The organism is Shimia sp. (assembly GCF_022448905.1).
In the GTDB taxonomy this organism is placed as follows: Bacteria; Pseudomonadota; Alphaproteobacteria; order Rhodobacterales; family Rhodobacteraceae; genus Shimia.
The window spans coordinates 1-24,709 of record NZ_JAKVCW010000004.1; the positions used below are offsets into that span (position 1 = coordinate 1).

General features: G+C 56.1%; 20 protein-coding genes. 9 read left to right on the forward strand and 11 right to left on the reverse strand.

Annotated elements, in window-relative coordinates; translation table 11 throughout:
* Positions 1 to 558: 558 nt before the first annotated feature.
* Both MK208_RS05075 and MK208_RS05080 read right to left on the reverse strand, forming a co-directional pair.
* Positions 559 to 1,245 carry a molybdopterin-dependent oxidoreductase gene (locus MK208_RS05075; RefSeq protein WP_294114572.1) on the reverse strand — a complete coding sequence of 229 codons (687 nt, stop codon included), beginning with the start codon at positions 1,243 to 1,245 and terminating at the stop codon, positions 559 to 561.
* A 168-nt stretch (positions 1,246 to 1,413) separates the two neighbouring features.
* The gene (locus tag MK208_RS05080; protein WP_294114574.1) at positions 1,414 to 1,767 is read right to left on the reverse strand and encodes a hypothetical protein; all 354 of its coding nucleotides are present in this window, start codon (positions 1,765 to 1,767) and stop codon (positions 1,414 to 1,416) included.
* A gap of 157 nt (positions 1,768 to 1,924) precedes the next feature.
* Here MK208_RS05080 and MK208_RS05085 point away from each other — a divergent pair, with 157 nt between their 5' ends.
* From MK208_RS05085 to MK208_RS05095, 3 genes are all read left to right on the forward strand, one after another.
* Entirely contained in the window at positions 1,925 to 2,095 is a 171-nt protein-coding gene (locus tag MK208_RS05085; RefSeq protein WP_294114576.1) for a hypothetical protein, read from the forward strand.
* A gap of 86 nt (positions 2,096 to 2,181) precedes the next feature.
* Entirely contained in the window at positions 2,182 to 2,373 is a 192-nt protein-coding gene (locus MK208_RS05090; RefSeq protein ID WP_294114578.1) for a hypothetical protein, read from the forward strand.
* A gap of 984 nt (positions 2,374 to 3,357) precedes the next feature.
* Entirely contained in the window at positions 3,358 to 7,338 is a 3,981-nt protein-coding gene (locus MK208_RS05095) for a calcium-binding protein (RefSeq protein ID WP_294114580.1), read from the forward strand.
* A gap of 27 nt (positions 7,339 to 7,365) precedes the next feature.
* Here MK208_RS05095 and MK208_RS05100 read toward each other — a convergent pair whose 3' ends face one another.
* From MK208_RS05100 to MK208_RS05130, 7 genes are all read right to left on the reverse strand, one after another.
* Complete coding sequence (locus tag MK208_RS05100; RefSeq protein WP_294114582.1) at positions 7,366 to 7,986, reverse strand: nucleotidyltransferase family protein; 621 nt, start codon at positions 7,984 to 7,986, stop codon at positions 7,366 to 7,368.
* 32 nt (positions 7,987 to 8,018) lie between these two features.
* Complete coding sequence (locus tag MK208_RS05105) at positions 8,019 to 10,439, reverse strand: FAD-dependent oxidoreductase (RefSeq protein WP_294114583.1); 2,421 nt, start codon at positions 10,437 to 10,439, stop codon at positions 8,019 to 8,021.
* Between the two features lie 130 nt (positions 10,440 to 10,569).
* The gene (locus MK208_RS05110) at positions 10,570 to 10,980 is read right to left on the reverse strand and encodes a Fur family transcriptional regulator (protein ID WP_294114584.1); all 411 of its coding nucleotides are present in this window, start codon (positions 10,978 to 10,980) and stop codon (positions 10,570 to 10,572) included.
* Positions 10,981 to 11,088: 108 nt separating this feature from the next.
* A complete protein-coding gene (locus MK208_RS05115) occupies positions 11,089 to 11,934 on the reverse strand; it encodes a PhzF family phenazine biosynthesis protein (RefSeq protein ID WP_294114586.1) in 846 nt (281 codons plus the stop codon).
* A gap of 36 nt (positions 11,935 to 11,970) precedes the next feature.
* Positions 11,971 to 12,660 (reverse strand): endonuclease/exonuclease/phosphatase family protein, encoded by a 690-nt coding sequence (locus tag MK208_RS05120; protein ID WP_294114589.1) that lies wholly within the window; start codon positions 12,658 to 12,660, stop codon positions 11,971 to 11,973.
* Between the two features lie 67 nt (positions 12,661 to 12,727).
* Complete coding sequence (locus MK208_RS05125; RefSeq protein WP_294114592.1) at positions 12,728 to 14,140, reverse strand: protein adenylyltransferase SelO; 1,413 nt, start codon at positions 14,138 to 14,140, stop codon at positions 12,728 to 12,730.
* Positions 14,141 to 14,240: 100 nt separating this feature from the next.
* Positions 14,241 to 15,182 carry a nucleoside hydrolase gene (locus MK208_RS05130; protein WP_294114594.1) on the reverse strand — a complete coding sequence of 314 codons (942 nt, stop codon included), beginning with the start codon at positions 15,180 to 15,182 and terminating at the stop codon, positions 14,241 to 14,243.
* A 295-nt stretch (positions 15,183 to 15,477) separates the two neighbouring features.
* Here MK208_RS05130 and selD point away from each other — a divergent pair, with 295 nt between their 5' ends.
* Positions 15,478 to 17,652 (forward strand): selenide, water dikinase SelD, encoded by a 2,175-nt coding sequence (gene selD / locus MK208_RS05135; protein ID WP_294114596.1) that lies wholly within the window; start codon positions 15,478 to 15,480, stop codon positions 17,650 to 17,652.
* Positions 17,653 to 17,723: 71 nt separating this feature from the next.
* On the opposite strand, the gene mnmH is transcribed toward selD, so the two are convergent.
* The gene (gene mnmH / locus MK208_RS05140) at positions 17,724 to 18,770 is read right to left on the reverse strand and encodes a tRNA 2-selenouridine(34) synthase MnmH (protein WP_294114598.1); all 1,047 of its coding nucleotides are present in this window, start codon (positions 18,768 to 18,770) and stop codon (positions 17,724 to 17,726) included.
* An 81-nt stretch (positions 18,771 to 18,851) separates the two neighbouring features.
* A complete protein-coding gene (gene paaZ / locus MK208_RS05145) occupies positions 18,852 to 20,882 on the reverse strand; it encodes a phenylacetic acid degradation bifunctional protein PaaZ (RefSeq protein ID WP_294114599.1) in 2,031 nt (676 codons plus the stop codon).
* A gap of 95 nt (positions 20,883 to 20,977) precedes the next feature.
* Here paaZ and paaI point away from each other — a divergent pair, with 95 nt between their 5' ends.
* The 5 genes from paaI to MK208_RS05170 all read left to right on the forward strand — a co-directional run bounded on the left by paaI (position 20,978) and on the right by MK208_RS05170 (position 24,705).
* Positions 20,978 to 21,415 carry a hydroxyphenylacetyl-CoA thioesterase PaaI gene (gene paaI / locus MK208_RS05150; protein WP_294114601.1) on the forward strand — a complete coding sequence of 146 codons (438 nt, stop codon included), beginning with the start codon at positions 20,978 to 20,980 and terminating at the stop codon, positions 21,413 to 21,415.
* A 20-nt stretch (positions 21,416 to 21,435) separates the two neighbouring features.
* Positions 21,436 to 22,746, forward strand: a complete 1,311-nt coding sequence (gene paaK, locus MK208_RS05155; RefSeq protein WP_294114603.1) for a phenylacetate--CoA ligase PaaK — start codon at positions 21,436 to 21,438, stop codon at positions 22,744 to 22,746.
* Complete coding sequence (locus MK208_RS05160; RefSeq protein ID WP_294114605.1) at positions 22,746 to 23,345, forward strand: TetR/AcrR family transcriptional regulator; 600 nt, start codon at positions 22,746 to 22,748, stop codon at positions 23,343 to 23,345. The genes paaK and MK208_RS05160 overlap by 1 nt, the downstream gene beginning before the upstream one ends.
* Before the next feature lie 102 nt (positions 23,346 to 23,447).
* Entirely contained in the window at positions 23,448 to 24,206 is a 759-nt protein-coding gene (locus MK208_RS05165) for a hypothetical protein (RefSeq protein ID WP_294114607.1), read from the forward strand.
* A 160-nt stretch (positions 24,207 to 24,366) separates the two neighbouring features.
* Entirely contained in the window at positions 24,367 to 24,705 is a 339-nt protein-coding gene (locus MK208_RS05170) for a hypothetical protein (protein ID WP_294114608.1), read from the forward strand.
* Positions 24,706 to 24,709 lie beyond the last annotated feature (4 nt).

The window sequence follows — 24,709 nt, forward strand, 5'->3', positions numbered from 1 at the left end:
CTCTCCCTTATCAAATCACCCTAATTGGACCCATAGGTGCTGACGTCAGACAGCATCGATGCGAAGAACGATCAGAGGCGCAAAACAGAAGCCCTGGGGAACAAAGCCCGCCTTGATGCCATCCAAAGCAAACAGGAGATAGATCGAGATGTGGAGACGCAAGACGATACCGCTCTTATTGACCGCCTCACTCGTAACTAGCGCATGCTCTCAATCTCCCGCTGGAGATTTCTGCGACATTGCCGAACCTATCCGTTTCGAGCGTTATGTCGCTTCGGTGGTTGTGACAGGAGATCGCGACACCGCCGAAACGATAGATGCCCAGAACCGCTATGGGGAACGGCACTGCGGATGGTGAGCCATCCGCGATTTGTCATGCGTCGGTTATTGCGTGGCTTACCTTATAAGGCAGATAGACCGAGGCGGTCGAACTATTTGCCAGACACAACAGCCTCAAACACGCGAATGGTATCGGCTCCGTCATGCGCATAACGTGTCCATTGAGGTCTGTGTCAACGGCTGCGACCCTCGAGTAGCCAAGGATATTGCCTCGGCGGGTCAGCCGTTGTCTTGATCTCTGTGTTTTGTTGCGTTCGCAAATAATTTGATAGTTGGTGTGATCAGTGGCTTGTAGGCATAGCGCAACAACCACCCAGGGAGAACGTTGCCTCTTTCCTCATAGGCAACGCGCGCACGCGGATGCTCCATGAACCGAAACCCCGAAGGCCGATACCCTGGGTTTTGTATATGAAAAGCAATTCGATTGATGTACTTAATATTTTTATAACCATAGTGATCTGGCGCAACCAAGCGAAGTGGAGCGCCATGTTGCTCGGCCAGAGGCTGATCATTCAATCGATCAGCCAAGATGACGTTATCTTGCAAGAGATCGCTTAGCGGCAGGCTGGCCTTGGCTCCGTCTCGCGCTTTGAGAATGACAAAGGTTGCGTTTTCATCCGGTTTCGCTAAAGGGCGAATGAGTTCTTCAAAGACGTGTTTGAACAGGATTCCCTGCCATCGCAAGCCAAGACTGCTCCACGTTGTTACGCAATGGAAATCTGCAACAATCTCTACTCGGTGCAAGTTGGCAAGCTCTTCGCTCAGTGCCACCTCGTGCTCAACATCTCCAGATATGTGAAGGTTAGGATCATCATCTTGAGAGGGAAACCGATTTGCAAATTGAGTAAGACCAAATCTTGGCATCTCGCCTATATCAAATTGACCTTTGGGCAGCGGCAATGACATTTTCTGCATCCTTTAACCGTTTGTCTGAGAGATAGGATCCCGAGAAAGCTGAATAATCGGGGTTTTCACTGTATGAAGTGTCTCGTTTTTCTCCACAAAATTGTGGACTTTCTCGCAATGATTAACACTATTTTTTTGAGGACACCTCTATGCGCCAATCAACCGCCATTAGGCGTCCGAGACCAAACGACGCTCCTGATCAGGCGCGAGCAAAGTGCTCGTTTTCTTGGAAAGGGGTAAGGAACAGCCTCGATCGATTGCCTGCTCAACAGACTCCCTGTTCTTCATCACCAAGTAGAAAAATGAGGCTCTTGGATCATCGCGGATTGATCTAACATCTTCAATCCATTGTGGAAGCATCTTGATTTTTTCACCCTCGGCAACGCCGAGCGCGCTGCGTCCGTTTTCTTCTTGAGCGTAGGCAAAGATATTGCCGCAAGTATATTTCTGGTAACCGTCGTAGCGCCGTTTCGAAAGATGTTCTTGCGGACGTTCTGAACAGATAACGTATAAGCCTGTCATGAGTGTTTTCCTAATGTTTCTGCAACGAAACCATAGGGCATACGAGAAGACAACGATGATAGAAGTTGTTCAAAACGTCTGTTTGTCCATTGGTTAGTACAAACAGACACTGGCGCACATTTATCAACCGATATTTCCCAAGTATTTTGGTGTTTGGGTGAAGCTGACGGATTTTACCGTTGTTTTCAAGCTCGGCGTTAGCCGCGTCAGCTGGCTTGGCGGCTTCGCGGTGCTTGCAGGCGTTATTGCGAAGATTTCCGGCGGTTTTTATCCATTTGGGCAGCGCCAAGACGCTGCTGTGGAGCCACTTTTGTTCGGTTTTCTGTGAATGAGGCGTCATGCAAGCCTCGGCGGCGGCTCAAGCACATGTTTTGATGGCTATGGCCATTTTCAAGTGTGATTTCAACTTTGGCTATGGGGGAGCAGCGCCGAGACATCAAAGGCGCATTTGTGATGTCCATCAATGACACACCCGAGATCCGGGAGTGGTTTGATGGTTTCCATATCTATGAAGTGCGGTTGAACTATACGATCGCCAAGTCAGGCGGCAAGAAGGTCCAGGAGCTTATCATCTCAAACCGCGAGTCGCGGGCAGGGCTGCTGTAACTGCGGGGCAGCAGCCTTTGTGCTGCCTCAAGTTGGCGTTTCACACATTCACCCTTTGTTTTGCGTATGTCCTGTGAAACTAAAAGGCTAAGTGTTTGGCTCGGCTGGCTCTTCGCTAGTTTTAGGTTCTGGCGCCAAACAGGGCAGTCTATCGCGATCTTGCGGCGGGCTGTAGGTAAGTCTGTTTCAGCCCCGACAATCCCGACAAACATTTCCTTCCTAAACCGCCCAAAGCGTCCGCAGTGGTCGCATTGGATTTCGACGGTTTTGAAGGGCCAGCCGCGTGATTTCATGTCTATCTGGCCTTACGTGAACAAAAAGGGAGTGGCCCCTGTTTTGCCCTTGTTTCATGTATTGGGGTCTCAACTATAGGAGCCGAAAACGGGAACAAACAGGGGCTTTACCGCGAATTCGCTTACTAGTAGCGCCCTCCGAAGGCAGAGGCCAGAGGTTCGAATCCTCTCAGGTGCGCCACTTCTCTTAACAATTAGACGTTGATCGCCCCCGAAGAGATTCGGTTTTTGCGCGCCAATTGTGGCGCAAACCGGCGGACTTTGAGGCGCAAATTTGGCGCGTTGGGGCAGCCTGGAGGCACCATTGTGGCAACATTTGGGCATGCCCAAACTGCCTAAAATCCCGCTAACATCGCTTTTCGGCCGATTTTGAATTTCCCGACTGGGAACCCCCTGTTTTTCAGGGGTTTAAGCCAAGATTATCGAAGCCCAAACAATTTGAAATGAAGCTGTCCGGTATTGTCCGTTTCCTGTTTGGGACTCGTAAGCCCTGCCGATCTACCACTGAGGGTGGGATTTTAACGGCTCAGGGGTGGGCCATAGGTGGGAACGAGTAGATGTCTCTCAAACATACGAGCTTCATCAAGACCAAGACGCATAGATCGGTCGCTATGCACTCAGAAGGGTGTGCGCAGACGCAGCAGGATCAAAACCTGGCCGCGACTTTGTAACGATTTCTGAGGATAGTTAGATGCCTATTACCATTACTGTGGATCGCAGTAGTGCGCCGATAGAGGTGCGCCCGGACATGTTTGGTGTGAACCTGCTGACCAGCACTAACGAGGTCAACGGGGTTCCAAATGACCGCTATGTGGAAGCTGTGGAATTGGTAGGAGCCACGCGGTTGCGCTATCCGGCCGGACGTGCAGCCAACGAACAGATTACCGAGTTGGATCGTGGTGAAAGTGGTTTCAACCAGATCCGCGAAGATGTGCGCAACTACTTAGATTGGGTCATGGAGAATGATGCGCGCACCACCCTTGTGGTGCCTGCATTGGCGGATGCGCATACCAATCAGCAAGACATTCGGGACTGGGCTGAACTGGTTCTGGAATACATGGGTGACAAGGCTGAATTGATTGTCGGCTATGAAATCGGAAATGAGTTCTGGCAAACCATCGATGAAGTAAAATACGGCGAATATGCAGAAGACATCGCGAACGCTCTGCGTGGAGCCACTGTTGACGGCTATCAGCCCGAAATTTGGGTTCAAACCGCCAACGTGGCCGGTGGCGCGTCCAATTACAAAGGCGGCAATTTTGGCTCGATCAGTGATGCTGATGCTATTGCGGCTATGGAGCATTGGGACGAGGATCATCGGCCTAGTGATTGGAGCGATTCCCAATCTGCAGAGCAATATTACAAAAGCCTAAATGGCTATGAAAAACGCATTGTCAAAGGCAACCTCGAGCTGCTGGAGCAGCTTGATGCGGACCACAACATTGCCAATGGGTTTCAGACCAATAGCGCGACTTCCGCCATTGATGGCATTGTAGCGCATTATTACTTCGACAAGGAACTCGAGGGCTACGATCAGAGCGAGTCTCTGACGCGTTCAGAAAACAAATACCTGGATTTGCGGTTTTCAACTTGGGAAGCCATGTTGCCCCAGGATTTGAGCATTCAGATGACAGAGTGGAATGTCGAAACCGGGCACTGGCATTGGTTGGGCCTTAAGGCGGCCGGTGTAGTGGTCGAGCAGTTTCAGAACATGGTTGAGATGGGTGTAGATGGTGCGGACTTCTGGACCGTGCGTCACAATACGTCCACATCGATTGCTGGCGGCAATGCGGATGACAATCCGGTAGAATTGACACCTGCTGGCGTGATGTTGCAGCTGATGTCGGAGAGCTTAAACCCGGACGAGGGCGCCATGTACGCCCTATCTACTGATGGCTTTGACGAGACAAAGCTGGAGGTCAACGCCTATTCAAATGGCTACACAAGCGTTGTGTATGTCACCTCACACACCGAGACCTTTAACAAGAGTTTTTCTCTGGATTTGACCGAGCTGGTCGGCGACGCAGAGGCCTGGAGTGGCCGGGTGGTCGGCATGGATGCGAGTTCGTCGGACGGATTTAGCGACAATGCGGCTTATGACGAGCATGGCAATCTGGTACAGCGGGTTGGAAAGCGGACCATTGATAGTGCTGAGCGGGCAGATCTGATCGAGGTTCTAGGCGATGCCTATGATGACAGCTTGATCAAGGAAAGCTCCGGTAGCTGGAAGACCTATTTGCCCAAACCGGAGGACATTTATGTTCGGCCTGGCGTTGGCAATCCAACATCGTTAGATGATTTTTACTTTGCGACGGAAACAGACGTTGCCGGCTCGCTGACACTTCTCAGTCAGTCGCAGCTTGGTAGTAGTGCGAGCAACATAAGTTTTCGATTGAACCCCTATGAGGTGATTGAAATCACGCTGGAGCATTCCAACGTGCAATCCGGTGACGGCTCGTCAGAAGTGATGCGCGGCGGTTACGGCGTAGATGAGTTCAATGGCAGCGGAGGCGATGATTTCCTGCGTGGCTACGACGGTATGGATATCCTTGTCGGCGGCACCGGGCACGACTCTGTTTATGGTGATGCAGGAAATGACCGCTTGGAAGGTAAATCCGGCCACGACCGCCTGTACGGAGGCACCGGAGATGACAAACTTGTGGGCGGTGACGGCGACGATTATCTTCGCGACGACGCCGGAAGAGATGACTTCTTTGGTGGCAACGGGATAGATACGGTTTCCTATTGGGGGCACACAAAAGGTGTCTCAGTGAGCCTAAAGTCTGGCAACAATTCCAGCGCAGACACTTATAACAGCATTGAGAATCTGTACGGTTCAAATATCGCCAATGACACGTTGTTCGGCGATGATGCGGACAATTTGCTGTACGGCGCCGGTGAAGATGACCGGTTGTATGGTTACGCTGGCAATGACACCCTTAAAGGGGGAGATGGCGACGATTATCTGCGTGATGACGCGGGCAGTGATGTTTTCCTAGGTGGGGATGGCGAAGATACAGTGTCCTATTGGGGGCATTCTCAGGGTATGACCGTGAACCTGACCACAGGGTATAACACTGGTGGCGATAGCTATGAGAGTATTGAACATCTTCTTGGATCCAATTTTGCGGATGACACGTTTTATGGAAACGCCCGTGGGAACACACTGGATGGAGCAAATGGTGACGACACGCTCTTCGGATATGACGGTGATGATTCCTTAGTAGGACGTGAAGGAAAAGATCGACTGTATGGTGGTACGGGGGACGACACACTTTTAGGTGGCGACGATGACGACTATCTGCGCGACGAGTCCGGGCGGGACCTTTTTGACGGCGGATCTGGGCGCGACATGGCTTCTTATTGGGGGCATGGTTCCGGCGTATCGGTCAACCTTTCAACGGGATACAGCAGCAGCGGCGATACCTATATCAGCATTGAAGACCTGCTCGGGTCCAACAATGCTGACGACCGTCTGACCGGAAACTCCGGTGACAACTACCTCCGTGGTGCCTCTGGTGATGACACCTTGGCTGGAGAGGGCGGAGATGACAGTCTACGTGGTGACAATGGGGCGGATATCCTGATCGGCGGCACCGGGGCAGATAGCCTCCTTGGCGGTTCCGGGAACGATAGCCTAATCGGTGACGATGGAGAGGATCGTCTTTATGGGGACACAGGTAACGACACCCTAATCGGAGGGGATGGAAACGATTACCTGCGCGACGAATCCGGTCGAGATGTCTTTGACGGCGGAGCCGGACGAGATACGGCCGCGTATTGGGGCCATGCCACTGGCGTTACCGTGAACCTTGAAACAGGCGTAAACAGCAGTGGTGATACGTACATCAGCATTGAAGATCTCTTAGGGTCAAACAAAGCGGCAGATCACCTGACCGGCGATTCTCAAGCCAACTACATTCGGGGCGCGTTTGGAAATGACACTTTGATCGGTGGCTACGGCGGTGACACACTTAGCGGAGACCAAGGAAGCGATGTTCTTGAGGGCGGACTTGGCGCAGATAGCCTGTTTGGCGGAAGCAATAATGATGTCCTAAGCGGTGGTGACAACGATGACCGCCTTTACGGCGACAGCGGGAACGATACATTGCTCGGCGGGAACGGAGACGACTATTTGCGAGACGATTCAGGTCGAGACGTTTTTGATGGTGGTAACGGTCGAGACATGGCTGCGTACTGGGGGCATTTATCTGGCGTCACCGTGAACCTTGAGACTGGTGAAAACAGTTCTGCAGACACATACATCAGCATTGAAGACCTGTTGGGGTCCGATCATGCAGCGGATCACTTGACCGGTGACGCGCAAGCAAACTATCTGCGTGGAGCTGCCGGTGACGATACTTTGATCGGTGGAGGAGGCAACGACACTCTGCGCGGTGATGCCGGTGACGACGTCATGACCGGTGGGGATGGCAGCGATCTGTTCCTGTTCCACAATGATTTTGGCCAGGATATTGTGAGCGATTTTGACCTCGCCGAGGATGTATTGAGCTTTGCGTCTGTTGATGCGCTGACGAGTTTCTCTGATGTAGTCAACAATCACGCCACTCAAGTGGGGTCGGACGTGGTGATTTCTGTCAGCGGTAGCCATGAAATTTCGCTGGAAGATGTAACGCTTGGCGATTTGGCTGCGCACCACTTTGACTTTTAAAGAAAATACAGACCGCTTCCGCGGTCCTTATTTTTGGAAAGACTGTCGCCATGTCTGCCATGCTTCGGGTGTGTCCAAGTCAGTTAACGCATGGCGTTCTGGAAGAGGAATAAAATGTACTCCGTCTGCGTGGGATTTTAGAACCGACCGCGCACCAACGTCGCCAGATAGGGCGCGCAATTCTCCAAACAGCTTTTTGGGAAAAACAACCGGGTGGCCCGGTTGGTTATCGATGGAAGTGGCGCGCAAAATTTTGTCTGCTTGCGCCTCGTGAGCCGAGATCATCGAGCGCAAGTCTTGCTCAGTGAGTTCCGGCATATCTGCAGGAACCACCATCACTCCGCTGGCCTGTGCTGGAAGTTGTGCAATGCCGGCACGCAGTGAATGGGCCATGCCTTCAGCTGCGTCAGGCACGGTGACTGTTTGGCAATCCAGCCCCGAAAGAGCAGAATACCTCGCTTCGTCGCCTTCCCGCAGGCACACCAGAACAAAATCACATACTGCGCAAGCATGGCCCGCAAGTTTGCGCAGCAAAGGTTTGCCGTCCACTTCTTCGAGAAGCTTGTCACCTCCGCGCATGCGAGAGGACGCGCCTGCCGCCAAAAGCAAAATGGCTATGTTGCTTTCAGTTGAATGATGTCTCGTCATATAGGGACTTTGGCGTAGGCCTTGTTGAAAGGCTAGCCCTTCATGCGCGCTCCATCCCCGTCAAAGAGCGGTTTGGACAACAGGCGGGCAGGGCGCATTTTGCCGAGAATTTCAATTTCAACTTCAAGGTCGTCTGATATTCGTTCTGTAGGGACAAATCCAATGGCGACAGATTTCTTAGCGTTGTGGGCATAGCCGCCCGAGGTGCAGAACCCGACCACCTCGCCGTCAAGCCAAATTGGCTCATAGGCCTGCACGTCCGCATCATCAGCGTCTACCTCAAAGGCGCAGAGTTTGCGATCTGGCCCCACCTCTTTGTCATGTTCAGCGGCTGCGCGGCCAATGAAGTCTTCCTGCTTTTTAAATGCGATAAACCGATCGAGGCCGGTTTCGGCGGCTGTGTAATCCGGAGAATACTCAGACAGCCAGGACCCGAAGAATTTTTCCAGCCGCAATGACATCATCGCCCGCATGCCAAAGGGGCGCATGCCAAGGGGCTCACCCGCTTCCCAAAGCGTCTGCCACAGCGCGCGTTGCGCCATGGGATCGCAGAATATTTCGAAACCAAGGTCACCGGTATAGCTCACGCGCTGCACGAGGCAATCAACCATGCCGACCGTCAGTGGACGTACGTCCATAAACGCCATGTCGGAAATGTCGTCTCTTGTACAGGTTTGTAGAATTTCACGGGCTTTGGGTCCGGCGAGCTGGAAGCCTGTCAGTCGGTCAGAGACGTTTTTGACCAGCACGCCGTCCATTTCATTCTGTTCAAACCAGCGCATGTGATAGGCCTGCGCGCCGTAAGATGCGGTGAGTTGGAACGCGGTTTCAGACAGACAAGAGACGGTGAAGTCACCGACCAACTTGCCTTTGTGCGACAACATTGGCGTGAGGCTCAAGCGGCCTTGTTTGGGGATACGTCCTGCCATGATGCGGTTGAGCCAGGCACGGGCGTTGGGGCCGGTGACCATGTATTTCCCGAAGTTGTGCACCTCGTTGATGCCAACGGCGTTACGCACAGCCGCCACTTCTCGCGCTGTTGCATCAAAGGCGTTGGACCGGCGGAAGGAGGGGGTTTCATAGCGGGGTTCGTCATCTTGTGCGAAGTAGTTGACCACTTCGAGCCCAAATTGTTGCCCCCAGACCGCGCCCATTTTGTCAAAGATATCATACATTGGCGTTTGCCGGAATGGGCGGGCGGCAGGCAGTTCCTCGTTAGGGTAAGAGACAGAGAAGCGGGTTTGGTAGTTTTCGATGACTTTGGGACGGGTGTAGCCGGGCGTGATCCAGTCACCAAAACGGGCGCAATCCATGGCGAATGTGTCGCGCTCGGTTTCGCCTTCTACCATCCACTGCGCGAGCATCAGGCCAACGCCACCGCCCTGAGAGAAGCCGGCCATCACGGCGCATGCGGACCAATAGTTCCGCATGCCTGGTACTGGTCCAACCAGCGGATTGCCGTCAGGAGCAAAAGTGAAAGGGCCGTGGATCACGGATTTCACGCCAGCGGTGGCAAGGGCCGGGAAGCGTTTGTAGGCAAACTCAATGGAGGCTTCGATTTTGTCGAAGTCATCGGGCAGCAGCTCATGGCCAAAATCCCAAGGTGTGCCGTCTACACCCCACGGGCGACAGGGTTGCTCATAAAAGCCAATGCACAGCCCGCGGCCTTCTTGGCGGAAGTAGCTCTCACCGGCTGGATCCATCACATGCGGATGCTCTTTGCCGTCCTGCATCATCTCGACAATCAGCGGCACATCCTCAGTGACGATATATTGGTGCTCCATTGGATGAAGAGGGAAGTAAACTCCCGCCATCGCGCCGACCTCCCGTGCCCATAGACCCGCTGCGTTGACGACATGCTCGGCGTGGATCGTGCCTTTGTCGGTGACAACGTCCCAGGTGCCGTCCGGACGTTGGGTCGTTGCGGTGACTTTCGTGTGGGTTTTGATTGTCGCTCCGCCCAATCGCGCGGCTTTGGCATAGGCGTGCGTTGTTCCGGACGGATCAAGATGACCGTCCAGCGGATCATACAGCGCGCCGATGATGCCATCGGTGTTCGTGGCTGGGGCAAATTGTTTGATTTCATCCGGTGTGAGAATCTCGGTATCGAGCCCCATAAATCGATGTTTGGCCCGCTCTGCGAGCAACATGTCAAAGCGATCCTGATTGTCCGCTAGGGTCACTCCGCCCACGTGGTGCAATCCGCAGGACATGCCGGTGAGCTCTTCCAGCTCGCGGTAAAGATTGATTGTGTACCCTTGCAGCGCCGCCATATTGGTGTCGCCATTGAGCGTGTGAAATCCGCCGGCTGCATGCCAGGTTGAGCCGGATGTGAGCTCTGAACGTTCGATCAACATGACGTCGGACCAGCCAAGTTTGGTTAGGTGGTACAGAACAGAGCAGCCAACGACGCCGCCTCCGATCACTGCTACGCGGGTCGTCGTCGTGGTCATGGATGCCTCCTGTGTTCCCTGACGTCTATGAAATCGGGGGCATCAGGTGCACAGCATGCTCAAACGCGACACTTTTCGTCGCAAATGGCTTTAAGGCGGTGAGGTTGTTTGGAGGACTTTGACTAAAGCTCTATTTCTTGAGCGGAACGCCGTAGAGCTCAAGCCGATGGCCCTTGAGCTGAAACCCCAGTTTTTCGGCGATTTTTTCTTGCAGCGCTTCAATCTCTGGATCGACAAATTCAATGACTTCACCAGAGGAGATATCGATCAGGTGGTCGTGGTGCTCGCGCTCCGCATCCTCATAACGAGCGCGGCCATCGCCAAACTCCAGCTTGTCCAGAATTCCGGCTTCTTCGAAGAGTTTGACGGTCCGGTAGACAGTTGCGAGGGAGATGCCAGAATCGCGAGCTGAGGCGCGGGCATAGAGCTCTTCCACGTCAGGGTGGTCGGTGCTTTCCTGCAAAACAGTGGCGATGGTTCGGCGTTGCTCCGTCATCCGCAACCCTTTGGATTCGCACCGTTCAATAATGGAGTCGCCCATGCCGCACCTGTGACCTGACTTGTGGTTCTTGATTTGGCTTTCCTGTCTATCCAAAGCTGTCTTAGGTTTCCACTGCTTTTGCACAGCCGCGACAAGAAAGACCGATGCTCAGTCGAGAAGCAGTTTGCCTTCCATTGTCCGCCGCGCTTGCCCAGATACGGTGACACCGCTTGCATTGACGGAAACCGAAATTTCGCTGGGCCGGCGCATTTCGACGCCTTGACGGATGGTTAGTTCCAGGTCGCGACCTTCTATTCTGGACAGAAGCGCGGCGGTCGCGGCGCAAGCGCTGCCGGTGGCGGGGTCTTCGGGGATGTTGTCCAGCGGTGCAAACATACGCGCGTACAAGGTGTTGCCATCGCGGGCGTAGACAAATTGCGCAAAGTCCAAGCCGGATGGATAGCGTGCGTTGCCTTTCCGAATAGCTGCGATATCTGGCGATGTCTTGGCCAGAATGTCCCGGTTTTTGACCTCGGTGATCGTGAACGCCAGTCCTAAGGAAGCCATCACCGGGGGATGCACTTGAAACTGCAGATCGCCGGTTTCGATGCTTAAAGCCTCGGCGACCAAGGCCGGGTCAGGCTCACACAATATCTCGAGCGGTTGTGTGGCCTGAAAGGACGCGCTTTGGCCGTCTGATGTGCAGGCTAGCGGACCCACGCCGAGCTCTAACACCATGTTGTTTGGCGCGCCTTCCTGCGCCAATGCGCAAGCGGTACCGATTAGTGGATGCCCGGCAAAAGGGATTTCCATGGTTGGGGTGAAGATGCGCACTTTGGCGGTGTGTGCGGGGTCATTGGGCGGGTATACAAAGGTTGTCTCAGAGAAATTGAACTCGCGCGCAATTTTCTGCAGGGACTCTTCTGCGATGGTTGTCGCATCGGGAATGACCGCCAACTGATTGCCGCCAAAGGGGGAATTCGTGAAAACGTCATAGACAAAATACTGCGTCATGGCGAAAGCGGCCTTTCCAAAAGGAAGCAGCGTGGATCATGCGCTGCGGTTTAATTCGAGCCAAATTGGCAGGTGGTCGGAGGCAACATGTGCCGGGATACGGCTCAGTACGCCGTGGGCTTGCACATCAATGCCTTTGGTGTGCGCAAAGCCATCCAAACCGGCGATTGGCCGTGGGGCGGGAAAAGTGTGGCCGGTCGACAGGAAGTCAAAACCCGGGGTCACGGCGTCCAGCGCAGCCTTGGAGCCCCATTCGTTGAAGTCGCCCGCTATGAGGGTGGGCATGTCCGGCAACCGACGCACAGCCCGCGCCACCGCGCCAAGTTGCATAAGTCGGTAGCGCCGGATCAGGCCAAGATGCACACCGATGATCCGGATGTCGCCGATGGACGTGCGTAGATCGGCGCGGATTGCGCCGCGCGGCTCCAGCCCTGGAAGATCTAGACCAGACGTTTCCAAAACCTCAACATTCGGGCGCACCAGCATGGCGTTCCCGTGGAACCCAAGCGAGCCTATTGGTTGCCCGAAGTCTATGTGTTGAAAGCCTTTCTTCTTAACCAAGTCGTGTGGAAGGGCGGCTGGTCTTGGCGGGAGACGTTTGTCGGCTTCCTGCAATACCACCACATCGGCCTTCAAAGCACGGATCACCACCATGCTGCGCGCAGGGCGGCGTTGCAGGTCAACGCCGACGCATTTTTGCAGATTGTAACTGGCAATGCGCAGCAATGTTCAAATCCGCTTCAAGAGAGCTCAAAGAAGTATCTCTTTGAGAATAGGGTGTTTTGCTATGATGTTAAGTGCCGCAGAAGGTCTGCGTCACTTTTTCTTCAGCGGTTGGAGGCGTGGTCAGGTCGGTGGCCTCAACGGACGCTTCAAACGGCGCGGCGAGGACGGCGTTGAGGCGGTGAAACAGCTCATAGTCTCCGGCCACGGCCTGGGTGATCATCAACTCAATCTGGTGGTTGCGCGGGATGAGGTAAGGGTTGGATTTTGCCATGACCTCTTCCGGGGATGTCGACTGGTCTTGTTTTCGCGCGGTCCATTGCGCGTGCCATGTGGCGTAGTCACCATGCGCCTCAATCCCGGTTTCCGATACGGAGCCATCGGTCAAATAACGGAAACTATTGGTGAAATCCGCTTTCTGATTCGTCATTATGGCCAGTAGTTGGGTAATCAGCGCTTCGTCGCTATCAATGATTTTCGACAGGCCGAGCTTAGCGGCAAATTTCTCCTGCCAGATGCGTCGCAGCATGCTAGGCATGTCGTTGATGATGTTTGTGAATTCTTCCACTGCGGCGTCTGAGTTGTCCTCCAGCGGGAGCAGTGACGTTGCAAGCTGTGCCATGTTCCAGGCGATGATTTGTGGTTGGTTGCCATAAGCATAGCGTCCATTGCGGTCGATGGAGGAAAACACTTGGCCGGGATGGAACGCGTCCATGAAAGCGCAAGGGCCGTAGTCGATGGTTTCGCCGGAGATGGCGCAGTTGTCGGTGTTCATCACGCCGTGGATGAAGCCAACCGACATCCAATGTGCGATCAGCTCCGCTTGTTTGGCAACAACCGCTTTGAGAAAGTCGGCGGGCGTGCCGGTTGACGGATAGTGCCGTGCGATGGCGTAGTCCAGAAGGGACTGTAATCCTTCAACATCTTGACGCGCGGCCAGGACCTGAAATGTGCCGACCCGGATGTGGCTTGAAGCGACGCGAGTGAGCACGGCACCGGGCAAGGGGCGGTCGCGCATGATTTCTTCGCCAGTTTCTGCGGCGGCCAACGCGCGGGTGGTTGGGATGCCAAGCGCGTGCATGGCTTCTGACACCACATATTCACGAAGGACTGGGCCAAGCCAAGCGCGTCCGTCGCCGCGTCGCGCATAGGGTGTCGGGCCTGACCCCTTCAATTGTATGTCGTAGCCGTTTGATTCCCCGAGCAAAACAGCGCGCCCGTCACCCAGTTGTGGATTCCATTGACCAAACTGGTGGCCCGCATAAAGCTGCGCGATTGGCTCCGCACCATCTGGCACCGAGCTGCCCGAAAACACATTCGCCAGTTCGACGGCGTCGTCCGTCTCGGTCATGCCGAGCGCCTCTGCGAGCGGATGATTGAACGCGAGCAGTTTTGGCCCTCGAACGGGTGTGGGTTTTTGATGTGAAAACAGCCGGTTGGGCAGTGACACATAGGTGTTGTCAAAGGGGATATGCAGCGTCATGGGCGCAGCATATCTGGGTTTGACAAGATTGCCACCGTGGATGGCTCACAAGGCCGCGATTGTGTTCACAGCCTTGCTTTGAAGGTCTGAATCTTAGCGCTTACAAGCGGCTAAGGCGTTCTGCCAAAAGGGAAAAGAACCCGTCTGCATCGACGTCGCCCATAAACATGGCATTGGGCTTGCGATCAGTGACCCGCCACCAATCGGCCACGGTCATGCCCATGGTGAGTTCGGATTGGGTTTCGATCTCCACATTGATATGGCGACCGGAGAACAGCTCTGGCTGGATCAGGTAGGCTGTTACGCATGGATCGTGCAAAGGTGCGCCGTCGGAGCCGTATTTTTCTTTGTCAAATCTCTCAAAGAAATCAGTCATTTCCGCGACAGCAATTCCAACTTTTGTGCCGAGGTTGCGGAAGGCATCGTTGCGCGGCTTGGTGACCAAGGCCTTGTGCGTGACATCCAGTGGCATGACCACTATTGGTACGCCGGATTTGAACACAATATCAGCGGCTTGCGGGTCAACGTAGATGTTGAATTCTGCTGCGGGCGTGATGTTGCCAACTTCGAAGTAGGCGCCGCCCATCAGGACAATTTCCTGTACCTTTTCAATGATATCAGGCGCTTTTTCAAACGCCGTGCCGATGTTGGTCAAAGGGCCGAGCGGGCAGAGTGTGACAGTTCCGGCGTCATGCGTGCGCAGTGTGTCGATGATAAAGTCAACGGCGTGTTGATCCTCGATCTGCATAACGGGGTCCGGAAGCACTGGCCCGTTGAGACCGGTTTTGCCGTGTACGTGTTCCGCGGTGACCAACTCACGGCCCATCGGACGGTCACAGCCTTCATACACTTTGGTGTCCGGCTTTCCCGCTAACTCACAGACAATACGTGCATTTTTTGATGTCAGGGCCAGAGGCACGTTGCCTGCAACAGCAGTGATCCCAAGAACGTCGATCTCTTCGGGGCTTGCCAAAGCCAAGAGAATGGCGACGGCGTCGTCCTGGCCTGGATCCGTGTCGATGATGATCTTGCGCGCGCTCATGATGTGCCCTCGTAGCTGTTGGAAGTCGCACCCTGTCAAGGCATGACGGGCTTGTCTAGCATGGATCACATCAGGCGTGAAAAAAATTTACCAAATGGTCCAAAAAGCATTCAAAACCACGTCGGTATTGCGTCTGTATCACGGCTGTTTTGCGGAGGTGCAAATTTGTGCGTCACGCGTGCCGTTGCACGATTGTGTTAACCCGCCGTGCGGTGGCGGTTTTGTGGTTGCGCTGGGGTACCATCCCCGAAATTCTGCGACGCATGCGGCAGCGAAAGGAATATGACCGGTGGGGATGACAACTCAAACCACGCTGACACGGGATTTGGTGCTGGTAGGCGGCGGACATGCGCATGCCTTGATGTTGCGCATGTGGGGCATGACGCCGGTGCAGGGTGTGCAGGTCACGTTGATCAATCCCGGACCAACCGCGCCTTACTCGGGTATGTTGCCGGGGCATATTGCCGGGCACTACACACGCGAAGCTTTGGAAATAGATCTGGTCAAACTGGCGCGGTTTGCCGGTGCGCGGGTGATCTTTGGGGCGGCGGATGGGATCGATGCAGATCGCAAGGTTATTCATGTGCCCGGTCGCGGCGAGATTGCTTATGATGTGGCCTCACTGGATGTTGGTTTGCATGCGCGGGCGGCGCATATTCCGGGGTTTTCGCAGTTTGGCATCGGGGCGAAGCCGCTGGATGCGTATGCAGACCGCTGGGATGCGTATTTGTCGGAGGTCGATGCTGGCAAAAAAGCAGGCATTGTGGCGGTGATTGGCGGCGGCGTGGCGGGCTGTGAATTGGCTCTGGCCATGGCGCATCGCTTACATGGTTTGGGCAAGACCAATTGTGTCACGTTGATTGAGACAAACACCAAGCTCGCGAATGGGACACCTGGCGCGGATCGGACTCTGCGGGAAGAGATGCTGCGATTGGGCGTTACGGTCGTGAGCGCAGTCGAGGTAGACGCGGTCACTGCGGAGGCGGTGAAGCTGCGCGGGTATTCTGATGTGGCGTCGGAGTTCACAGTCGGGACGGCTGGAGGCTTTGCGCATGACTGGTTGGCGACGTCGGACCTGCCCAAAGATGCCCAAGGGTTTGTTCATGTGGATGAGCGGCTTTTGGTATCCGGCTATGAAGATCTGTTTGCTGCGGGGGATTGCGCGGCTTTGATGGCCAGTCCCCGTCCCAAGGCTGGGGTCTTTGCAGTACGCGCGGCGCCGGTGCTGTATCACAACATTTCCGCCGCATTGACCGGCAGCGAGATGAAACCGTTCCGACCACAGGCGGATTACCTCAAGCTGATGTCGCTTGGCGACAAAAGCGCGATGGCCGCGAAGTGGGGGCGGTGTTTGGTCGCTCCGAAGGCGCAACTGTGGCGTTGGAAAGATTATATTGATCAGAGCTTTATGCGGAAGTTCTCCGAGTTCCCGAAGATGAAAGCAGCAGCGCCAGTGGGGCCAGTGGCGTTGGGTGCGCAGAGCGATCAGATGTTGTGCGGCGGCTGCGGAGCGAAGGTTGCACCGGGGCAACTCAGCGCGGCCTTGGCAGAGATGCCCACCGTGAAGCGATCGGATGTACTGCAGGGCGCCGGCGATGATGCCGCCGTGTTGGAAGTTGGTGGTCAGAAACAGGTCCTGAGCGTCGATCACCTGCGTGGGTTTGTGGCGGATCATGGGCTGATGGGGCGCATCGCTGCGGTGCACGCGCTTGGCGATGTTTGGGCCATGGGCGCCAAGCCGCAATCTGCGCTGTTGTCGGTGACGTTGCCGCGTATGACGAGAGAGCTGCAGGCGCGGGCGATGCGCGAAATTCTGGCGGGGGTTGGGGAGGTCGTGCGTGGCGCCGGTGCGGAGATTGTCGGGGGGCATTCCACCATGGGGGAGGAATTGACCATCGGGTTGACCGTCACAGGGTTGCTTGATGGCGCAGCGATTACTTTGGAAGGAGCCAAAGTTGGGGATGTACTGATCCTGACGCGGCCGATTGGGTCCGGTACAGTGTTGGCGGCAGAGATGCAAGGCAAAGCCAACGGGCGGGACGTGGCCGCGTTGTATGAGATCCTGGCACAGCCGCAGGGCGACGCGGCAGAAATCTTGAGCGTTGCACATGCGATGACGGATGTGACCGGCTTTGGGTTGGCCGGGCATCTGACGGCCATGTGTCGAGCGTCTGAAGTGGCGGCGGATATTAGTCTGGAGGATGTGCCAACCTATGCAGGGGCGGAGGCGCTGGCAGAAGCCGGGCACCGCAGCACAATATTTGAGGACAACAAGCTGGCCGCGCCAGTGTTTGGGCCGGAGAACGCTAAGATGGCTTTGCTGCATGATCCGCAGACGTCCGGCGGGTTTTTAGCGGCAGTTACGGCGGGAGAGGCCGAGCGTTTGCGAGAGGAATTGCAGGCTGCAGGGCACAAAGCAGCGGTGATAGGGCGCTTGATTGAGGGCGCGCCAGCGATTGTGTGTCGCTGAGCGCAAAAGAGGGGCGTTGCCCCTCGCGCAGGCGCGCTCACCCCAGGATATTTGGGGTAAGAAGAAGCGGTCTAAGGCGTTTCAGATGCGATGATTTGGGTGGCCGTGGCGGCGAGCGTTTGGTCAGTAAGGTCCGGTAAGGCGATGTCTTTCGCTGCGCTTGGGTGCGCGCGGGACAAGCGCCTATACCGGGGATCGTAGTGGGTTTCGATCAAGGCGCGGGTGAGCGCTGCGTAGTCTCGTGAAATGGAGAGAGCTTTCCACCGCGCCACTTTTTCGTAGCCGTGATAGCGGGTGAGCATGTCCAGCACTGTGTGCAACTTGGTATCGTCCGCGCGCATGTCCGGATAGGCGGAGATCAGATGGTCGACGCGGGCTGCCAACGGTGCCGTGAGGCGTAGGTTTGGCGCCGCGATCATGGCCTGCCACAGGACCGGTGGGATGATCAGGCGGCCAATTTTGGAGCTTTCCGCCTCGACATAAACAGGGCGGTTGGGCCGCAGTTTGGCGAGGCCCATGGCGAGGCGGCTTTCAAAGGCTTTCTGGCTGGGTTGGGTATCTCCCATGGGGCCAAACAGGCTGCCGCGATGTTCGGCCATGGCTTCCAGATCCAGCGTCTGAGCGCCTTGTTGGGCGAGGTGATCAAGCAGTCGGGTTTTGGCGGTGCCGGTGCCGCCGTCGATCACCACAACAGGGCAAGGCATGGTGCCTCCATAGAGCGCTTTGGACACCAGCCGGCGGTACGCTTGATAGCCGCCCTCTATGGTGTCGGCGCGCCAGCCTATTTGTTTCAGGATGATGGCGACAGAACCGGAACGCTGCCCGCCGCGCCAACAGTAGACCAAAGGTTTGTAGCTGCCTTCTTTGTCAGACAGGGGGCCTTCGAGATGCGTGGCGACGTTGCGTGCCACAATGGCGGCACCGATTTTGCGGGCCTTGAACGGGTCTTCCTGCACATAGATGGTGCCAACGCGTGCGCGCTCGTCATTGGACATGGCCGGAAGGTTGATCGCTCCGGGGACGTGATCCAAGGCGAATTCCGCCGGGGAGCGCACGTCGATGATCTGATCAAACGGCAGGATGGCGAGATCAGAGAGTTGGGTCAGTTTTAGCGGCATGGGTTGTCCAAAAAAGGGGTCCCATGTGCATAGAGGCAAAGGCCGCGACGCGCCATAGGGCAGGCCGCGGCCAATCCGCGCTTAGTAAGCCACCATGGTCAGCAGTTCGTATTCCGCGACCATCTCGTCATCCTGATTGGAGGCGGTGACGTGCCAGCGGACCTCGCCATATTCGTCGTTGCGCTTTGTCTTCTTTTTGACCGTCAGGCGCACTTTCAGGCTGTCGCCGGCGACCACAGGTTTCATGAACCGCAGAGTGTCTAGGCCGGTGTTGGCCAACACTGGGCCTTCGTTGGGTTCCACAAAGAGACCAGCGGCGAAGGACAGGAGGAGGTAGCCATGGGCAACGCGGCCGGGAAAGAACGGGTTCCGCGCGGCGGCGTCTTCGTTCATGTGGGCATAGAAGGTGTCGCCGGTGAAGTTGGCGAAGTGCTCGATGTCCTCCAGCGTGATTTCACGCGGCTTGGTGTAGAGCGTTTCGCCTACGGCCAATTCTCCAAAGCGACGGGTGAACGGGTGTGCGCCTGCGTCGATTTCCTTGGCACCGGGGACCCACTGTTGACCGATGCTAGTGAGGATGTCCGGGCTGCCTTGGATCGCGGTGCGCTGCATGTAGTGTTTTACCGCGCGGATGCCGCCGAGTTCTTCGCCGCCACCTGCGCGGCCGGGACCGCCGTGGACCAAATGGGGCAGGGGTGAGCCGTGGCCGGTGCTTTCGCCCATGCTGTCGCGGTTGTTGAAATAAAGGCGGCCGTGGAAGGCGCCTGCGCCCATGGCGACTTCGCGGGCAACCTCTGCGTCATGGGTGATGACGGAGGCCACAAGGGAGCCCTGGCCTTTGTTAGCCAGCGCGATGGCGTGGTCGAGATCGCGGTAGCCCATGAGGGTGGAGACAGGACCAAAGGCTTCAGAGGCGTGTACGTATTCTGCGGTATCAGGTGACGCGCAGTGGAACAACATCGGTGGGACAAAGGCGCCTTTCTCAGCGTCGGCACCTTCGACTAGGAAATCGTCTGGGTTGCCAAAGACACGCTCAGCTTCGGTGCCCAGCAGGGCGGCTTTTTCCAGCACGTCGCGTTTTTGACCCGCAGAGACCAGCGCGCCCATGCGGGTGGCTTCTAAGCTCGGATCGCCGATCACGATTTTGGCAAGACGCGCGGAGAGCGCTTCGATCACGGCCTCGGTTGCGCTTTCTGGCGCGATGATGCGGCGGATGGCGGTACATTTTTGTCCCGCTTTGGTGGTCATTTCACGACTGACTTCTTTGATGAAGAGGTCAAATTCGGGTGTTCCTGGCGTGGCATCTGGGCCGAGGATCGACGCGTTCAGGCTGTCGGCTTCGGAGGTGAAGCGCACAGAGTTACCCAAAATCAGTGGGTTGGAGCGCAGCTTTAAGGCCGTGTCGGCGGAGCCGGTGAAGGCCACCGCATCCTGGCAGGTCAGATGGTCGAGCATGTCGCCGAGGCCACCGGCCACCAGCTGCACTGCGCCGTCAGGCAGGATGCCGCTGTCGACCATGAGGCGCACACAGAGTTCGGTGACGTAGCAGGTGGATGTGGCGGGTTTTACAATTGCTGGCACACCGGCGAGCAGGGTGGGGGCGAGCTTTTCCAGCATGCCCCAGACCGGGAAGTTGAAGGCGTTGATGTGTACCGCAACGCCCTGAAGAGGCATGCAGATGTGTTGACCCATGAAGGTGCCGTTGCGGGAGAGCTGCTCCACGTCGCCATCTAGATAGACAGTGCTGTCGGGCATTTCGCGGCGGCCTTTGGAGGCAAACACCAGCATGGTGCCAATGCCGCCATCGATGTCGATCATGTGATCGGCCTGAGTGGCGCCTGTGTTGAAAGAGAGCTCATACATGGCTTTGCGGTGCTCGCGGAGATGCAGGGCGAGCGCTTTCAACATGCGGGCGCGGTCATGGAAGGTCATCTTGCGCAGCGCCGGGCCGCCGACGCTGCGGGCATAGTTGAGCATGGCCTGCACATCGAGGGCGTCATTGCCAGCGGTGGCGATGACGTCGCCTGTGATGGCAGAGGCGATGTTGCGCGCACCGGCGCCGGGCGCGATCCATTGACCTGCGGCAAAGCTTGAAACGTTTTGGATGGACATGGCTCTCTCCCCGATATGTCTCCGTGAATCATTTATTGACCAACCGTTCGGTTTATGCAAGCTGGAGCGTGAGGAGATTGTGTTGGGAGGCACAGATGACGCCAAAAGAGCGGGCCGAGAAAAGCGCGGCGGCGATGTGGTCGACAGACCGCGCAAGCCAGCACATGGGCATGCAGATTGTTGAGGTGGATGAAGGGCAGGCGACGCTCTCCATGACGGTGAAGCCAGAGCATTGTAACGGCCATGGGATTTGCCATGGCGGGTTCACATTCACACTGGCCGACAGCGCGTTTGCCTTTGCCTGCAACAGCCGCAATCTGGCGACAGTGGCGCAGCACAACAACATTTCTTACATCGCGCCGGGGCGTGAGGGGGATGTTCTCACAGCGAAGGCGCGGGAGATCAGCCTGACCGGGCGCAGTGGGATTTATGATGTGACTGTTTCCAATCAGGACGCTCAGGTGATTGCCGAGTTTCGTGGCGCGTCGCGCGCGATCAAAGGGCGCCTGTTTGACGAACAGACTGAAGAATAATCGACGTTGGGGAGGACGTTATGAAAGATTTGTCACCACGTAAGGAAGAGCTGGAACCCATTGAAATTGCGTCGATTGATGAGATCCGCGCAACGCAGTTGGAGCGACTGAAGTGGTCACTGAACCACGCCTACAATAACGTGCCGATGTACAAGCAGCGCTTTGATGACGCTGGGGTGCATCCGGATGATCTGCAAAGCCTGTCTGATTTGGCGAAGTTTCCGTTTTCCTACAAAAACGACCTGCGCGACAATTACCCTTTTGGCCTTTTGGCAGTGCCGCGCCAACAGATTGCGCGGCTTCATGCATCTTCTGGCACCACGGGCAAGCCAACGGTGGTGGGCCATACCGCCAAAGACATCGACAATTGGGCGGATTTGATGGCACGCAGCCTGCGGGCGTCGGGGCTTCGGGCTGGCGATTTGGTGCACAACGCCTATGGCTATGGGCTGTTCACCGGCGGTTTGGGCGCGCACTACGGGATCGAGCGGCTTGGCGCCACGGTGGTGCCGATGAGCGGCGGGCAGACCGAGAAGCAGGTTGGGTTGATCACCGATTTTCAGCCGGATGGGATCATGGTCACGCCAAGTTACATGCTCAACATTCTGGAGCAGTATCATAAGCTTGGTATGGATCCACGTGAGAGTTCGTTGTCTGTGGGCGTGTTTGGGGCGGAACCCTGGACCGATGCGATGCGCAAAGAAGTTGAAGCCGCTTTTGACATGCATGCGGTGGACATTTACGGGCTTTCCGAAATCATGGGACCCGGTGTGGCCAATGAATGTGTGGAGACCAAAGATGGGCCAGTGATTTGGGAGGACCATTTCTATCCTGAGATAATTGACCCGGAGACCGGTGAAGTCCTGCCAGATGGCGAGTTGGGCGAGTTGGTGTTCACCACGTTGACCAAAGAAGGACTGCCGATGATCCGCTATCGCACGCGGGATTTGACGCGGCTTTTGCCAGGCACGGCACGATCGATGCGGCGGATGGAGAAGATCACCGGTCGCTCCGATGACATGATCATTCTGCGTGGCGTGAATGTCTTCCCAAGTCAGGTGGAGGAGCAGGTGCTTGCGACCGGAGGGCTTGCGCCATATTACCAGATTGAACTGTATAAATCAGGTCGCATGGATGCGATGCGGGTGTTTGTGGAGGCGATGCCAAGTGCGGCAGACAACCTGTCCAAGACCGCAGCGGCGCGTATGTTGACCAAGCATATTAAGGACATGATCGGCGTGACAGTGGAAGTGATGGTGGGCGATCCCGGAGAAGTGGAGCGCAGCCAGGGTAAGGCGAAGCGTGTGGTCGATAATCGGGGCGCCGGATAATGGCGCGCACAATTGCCAAGGATCACGAGCAGAAACGGGTGCATATCCTGAAATCGGCAGCACGGGTGTTTGCCGAGCAAGGGTATGACCGCGCGTCCATGTCGGTGTTGGCCAAGGAGTGTGGCATCTCCAAAGCCAATATCTATCACTACTACGACAGCAAAGATGCGCTGTTGTTTGATGTGCTGGACACCTATCTGAAAGCCCTGCGGGATCGTATTTGTGGGATTGATTTGAGTGGCTTGGACGTGAAATCTCAACTTAGATCGGTGGTGCGGGAAATCCTTTTGGCCTATCAGGGTGCAGATGACGAACACCGCGTTCAGAGCACCGGCATGCGGGCGTTGCCGGTGGGGCAACAGCAAGTGCTGCGCGGGTATCAGCGGGACCTGGTGAACCGGGTGAGCGAGGTGGTTGCTGCCAGCGCCGAGGGTGTGTTTGACAATGATCCGGTGCGCCTGCGCGAGACCACCATGTCGGTATTTGGCATGCTCAACTGGTATTACATGTGGCAGCATGGTGCCGACACAGAAGCCCGTGAGCGGTATGCAGATCTGGCGACAGATTTGGTGCTAGGAGGGGTGCGCGGCCTTGCCTAGACGGGCAGGGCGCTAACGTCGCCCTCAGATCGTTTTTGGACCACTTAGTTAATTTGTGTTAAAACATGCCCATTACCGTTTCTATTTATAAAGGGTAGCGTTTTGAAAAAACAACTTTGTGGCGTGGCGTTGGCGGCGATTTTGACCGGGAGCGGCGCAGCTCAGGCCGATCCGTCTTTTGGATTTGGTCTGACCTATGTCTTTGGCGGCGATTGGGCCTTGGGCGTACGTGTGTTCCATGATGATGAGCCGGAAAGCGCGGTTCTGGCCTTGGGATTTGACTACAAGTTTGGCTCTCAGGCATTCCGCCCCACGATTGGGGCGGCTTATCTGGACGAAGATTTCTACATCGATTTTAGCCTTGGCTACGACACCCGATTGCAGGCGTTGGACTATGGCATTGGCGTTGGCGCGGCGTTTGAAACCGAAAAACCTGCATCAGCTGGCGGTGGGGGTGCGACAACCACCGGCGGTGACAGCACGCCAACCCCAACCGGCACGGACGCTGGGAGTGGGGCCTCGGGCGGGGGTGACGCTGACACTGGCAGCGGTACGGGTGCAGGTGATGATGGTGGTGGGACCGACAGCGGCGGTGACACGGATACCGGCGGTGACACAGGAGGTGGTGGTGATACTGGTTCGGGCGATGGCGGTACCGGCACCGATGGCACAGGGGATGGAGGTTCTGACACTGGCGGATCAGGCGATGGTGGGACAGATACCGGCGGCACCGGGGATGGCAGCACTGGCGATGGGGGCACTGATGGTGGTGGCCCCAGTGACGGTGGCACTGATGGTGGTGGCACCGATGTGGGTGGTACGGATGGCGGAAGCACTGATGGGGGAACCGATGTGCTTTGATACCAGTATGGCATAATCATCCAATTTGGATCCGGAAAACCGCGTGAATTTCCGTTGTAAGCGCGGGTTCACAATTGGGTGCGGGTGTTTTTGACACATTGGCGCGTCCAAGCGATCCATGGTATTTTCCCATCAACTAATTGCGGTGGGAGAGAAAATTATGAAACGAGCTTTAACAGCCGGCCTTTTGGGCGCTGTCTTGGTTTGTGGAACTGTCGCGCAGGCAGACCCGTCTTTTGGCCTAGGTCTGACCTACACCTTTGGCGGAGATTGGGGTGTTGGTGTGCGGGTGTTCCACGACGACGAGCCGGAAAGCGCGGTTCTGGCGATTGGAGCGGATTACAAGTTTGGCACACAGGCGTTCCGTCCAACTGTTGGTGCGGCCTATCTGGATGAAGACTTCTATGTCGATTTCAGCTTGGGGTACGACACGCGCTTGCAAGCGTTGGATTACGGCGTTGGCGTCGGTGCTGCATTTGAGACCCAGCCGAAGCCGTAAGGTC

Excerpts from the sequence above, each read along its gene's own strand:
- MK208_RS05115 (WP_294114586.1), bottom strand. The coding sequence starts at position 11,934 with ATGACGCAGTATTTTGTCTATGACGTTTTCACGAATTCCCCCTTTGGC.
- MK208_RS05095 (WP_294114580.1), top strand. The coding sequence starts at position 3,358 with ATGCCTATTACCATTACTGTGGATCGCAGTAGTGCGCCGATAGAGGTG.
- MK208_RS05100 (WP_294114582.1), bottom strand. The coding sequence starts at position 7,986 with ATGACGAGACATCATTCAACTGAAAGCAACATAGCCATTTTGCTTTTG.
- MK208_RS05075 (WP_294114572.1), bottom strand. The coding sequence starts at position 1,245 with ATGTCATTGCCGCTGCCCAAAGGTCAATTTGATATAGGCGAGATGCCA.
- paaI (WP_294114601.1), top strand. The coding sequence starts at position 20,978 with ATGACGCCAAAAGAGCGGGCCGAGAAAAGCGCGGCGGCGATGTGGTCG.
- MK208_RS05110 (WP_294114584.1), bottom strand. The coding sequence starts at position 10,980 with ATGGGCGACTCCATTATTGAACGGTGCGAATCCAAAGGGTTGCGGATG.
- MK208_RS05105 (WP_294114583.1), bottom strand. The coding sequence starts at position 10,439 with ATGACCACGACGACGACCCGCGTAGCAGTGATCGGAGGCGGCGTCGTT.
- selD (WP_294114596.1), top strand. The coding sequence starts at position 15,478 with ATGACAACTCAAACCACGCTGACACGGGATTTGGTGCTGGTAGGCGGC.
- MK208_RS05080 (WP_294114574.1), bottom strand. The coding sequence starts at position 1,767 with ATGACAGGCTTATACGTTATCTGTTCAGAACGTCCGCAAGAACATCTT.
- paaK (WP_294114603.1), top strand. The coding sequence starts at position 21,436 with ATGAAAGATTTGTCACCACGTAAGGAAGAGCTGGAACCCATTGAAATT.
- MK208_RS05125 (WP_294114592.1), bottom strand. The coding sequence starts at position 14,140 with ATGACGCTGCATATCCCCTTTGACAACACCTATGTGTCACTGCCCAAC.
- MK208_RS05160 (WP_294114605.1), top strand. The coding sequence starts at position 22,746 with ATGGCGCGCACAATTGCCAAGGATCACGAGCAGAAACGGGTGCATATC.
- paaZ (WP_294114599.1), bottom strand. The coding sequence starts at position 20,882 with ATGTCCATCCAAAACGTTTCAAGCTTTGCCGCAGGTCAATGGATCGCG.
- mnmH (WP_294114598.1), bottom strand. The coding sequence starts at position 18,770 with ATGCCGCTAAAACTGACCCAACTCTCTGATCTCGCCATCCTGCCGTTT.
- MK208_RS05090 (WP_294114578.1), top strand. The coding sequence starts at position 2,182 with ATGGGGGAGCAGCGCCGAGACATCAAAGGCGCATTTGTGATGTCCATC.
- MK208_RS05130 (WP_294114594.1), bottom strand. The coding sequence starts at position 15,182 with ATGAGCGCGCGCAAGATCATCATCGACACGGATCCAGGCCAGGACGAC.
- MK208_RS05170 (WP_294114608.1), top strand. The coding sequence starts at position 24,367 with ATGAAACGAGCTTTAACAGCCGGCCTTTTGGGCGCTGTCTTGGTTTGT.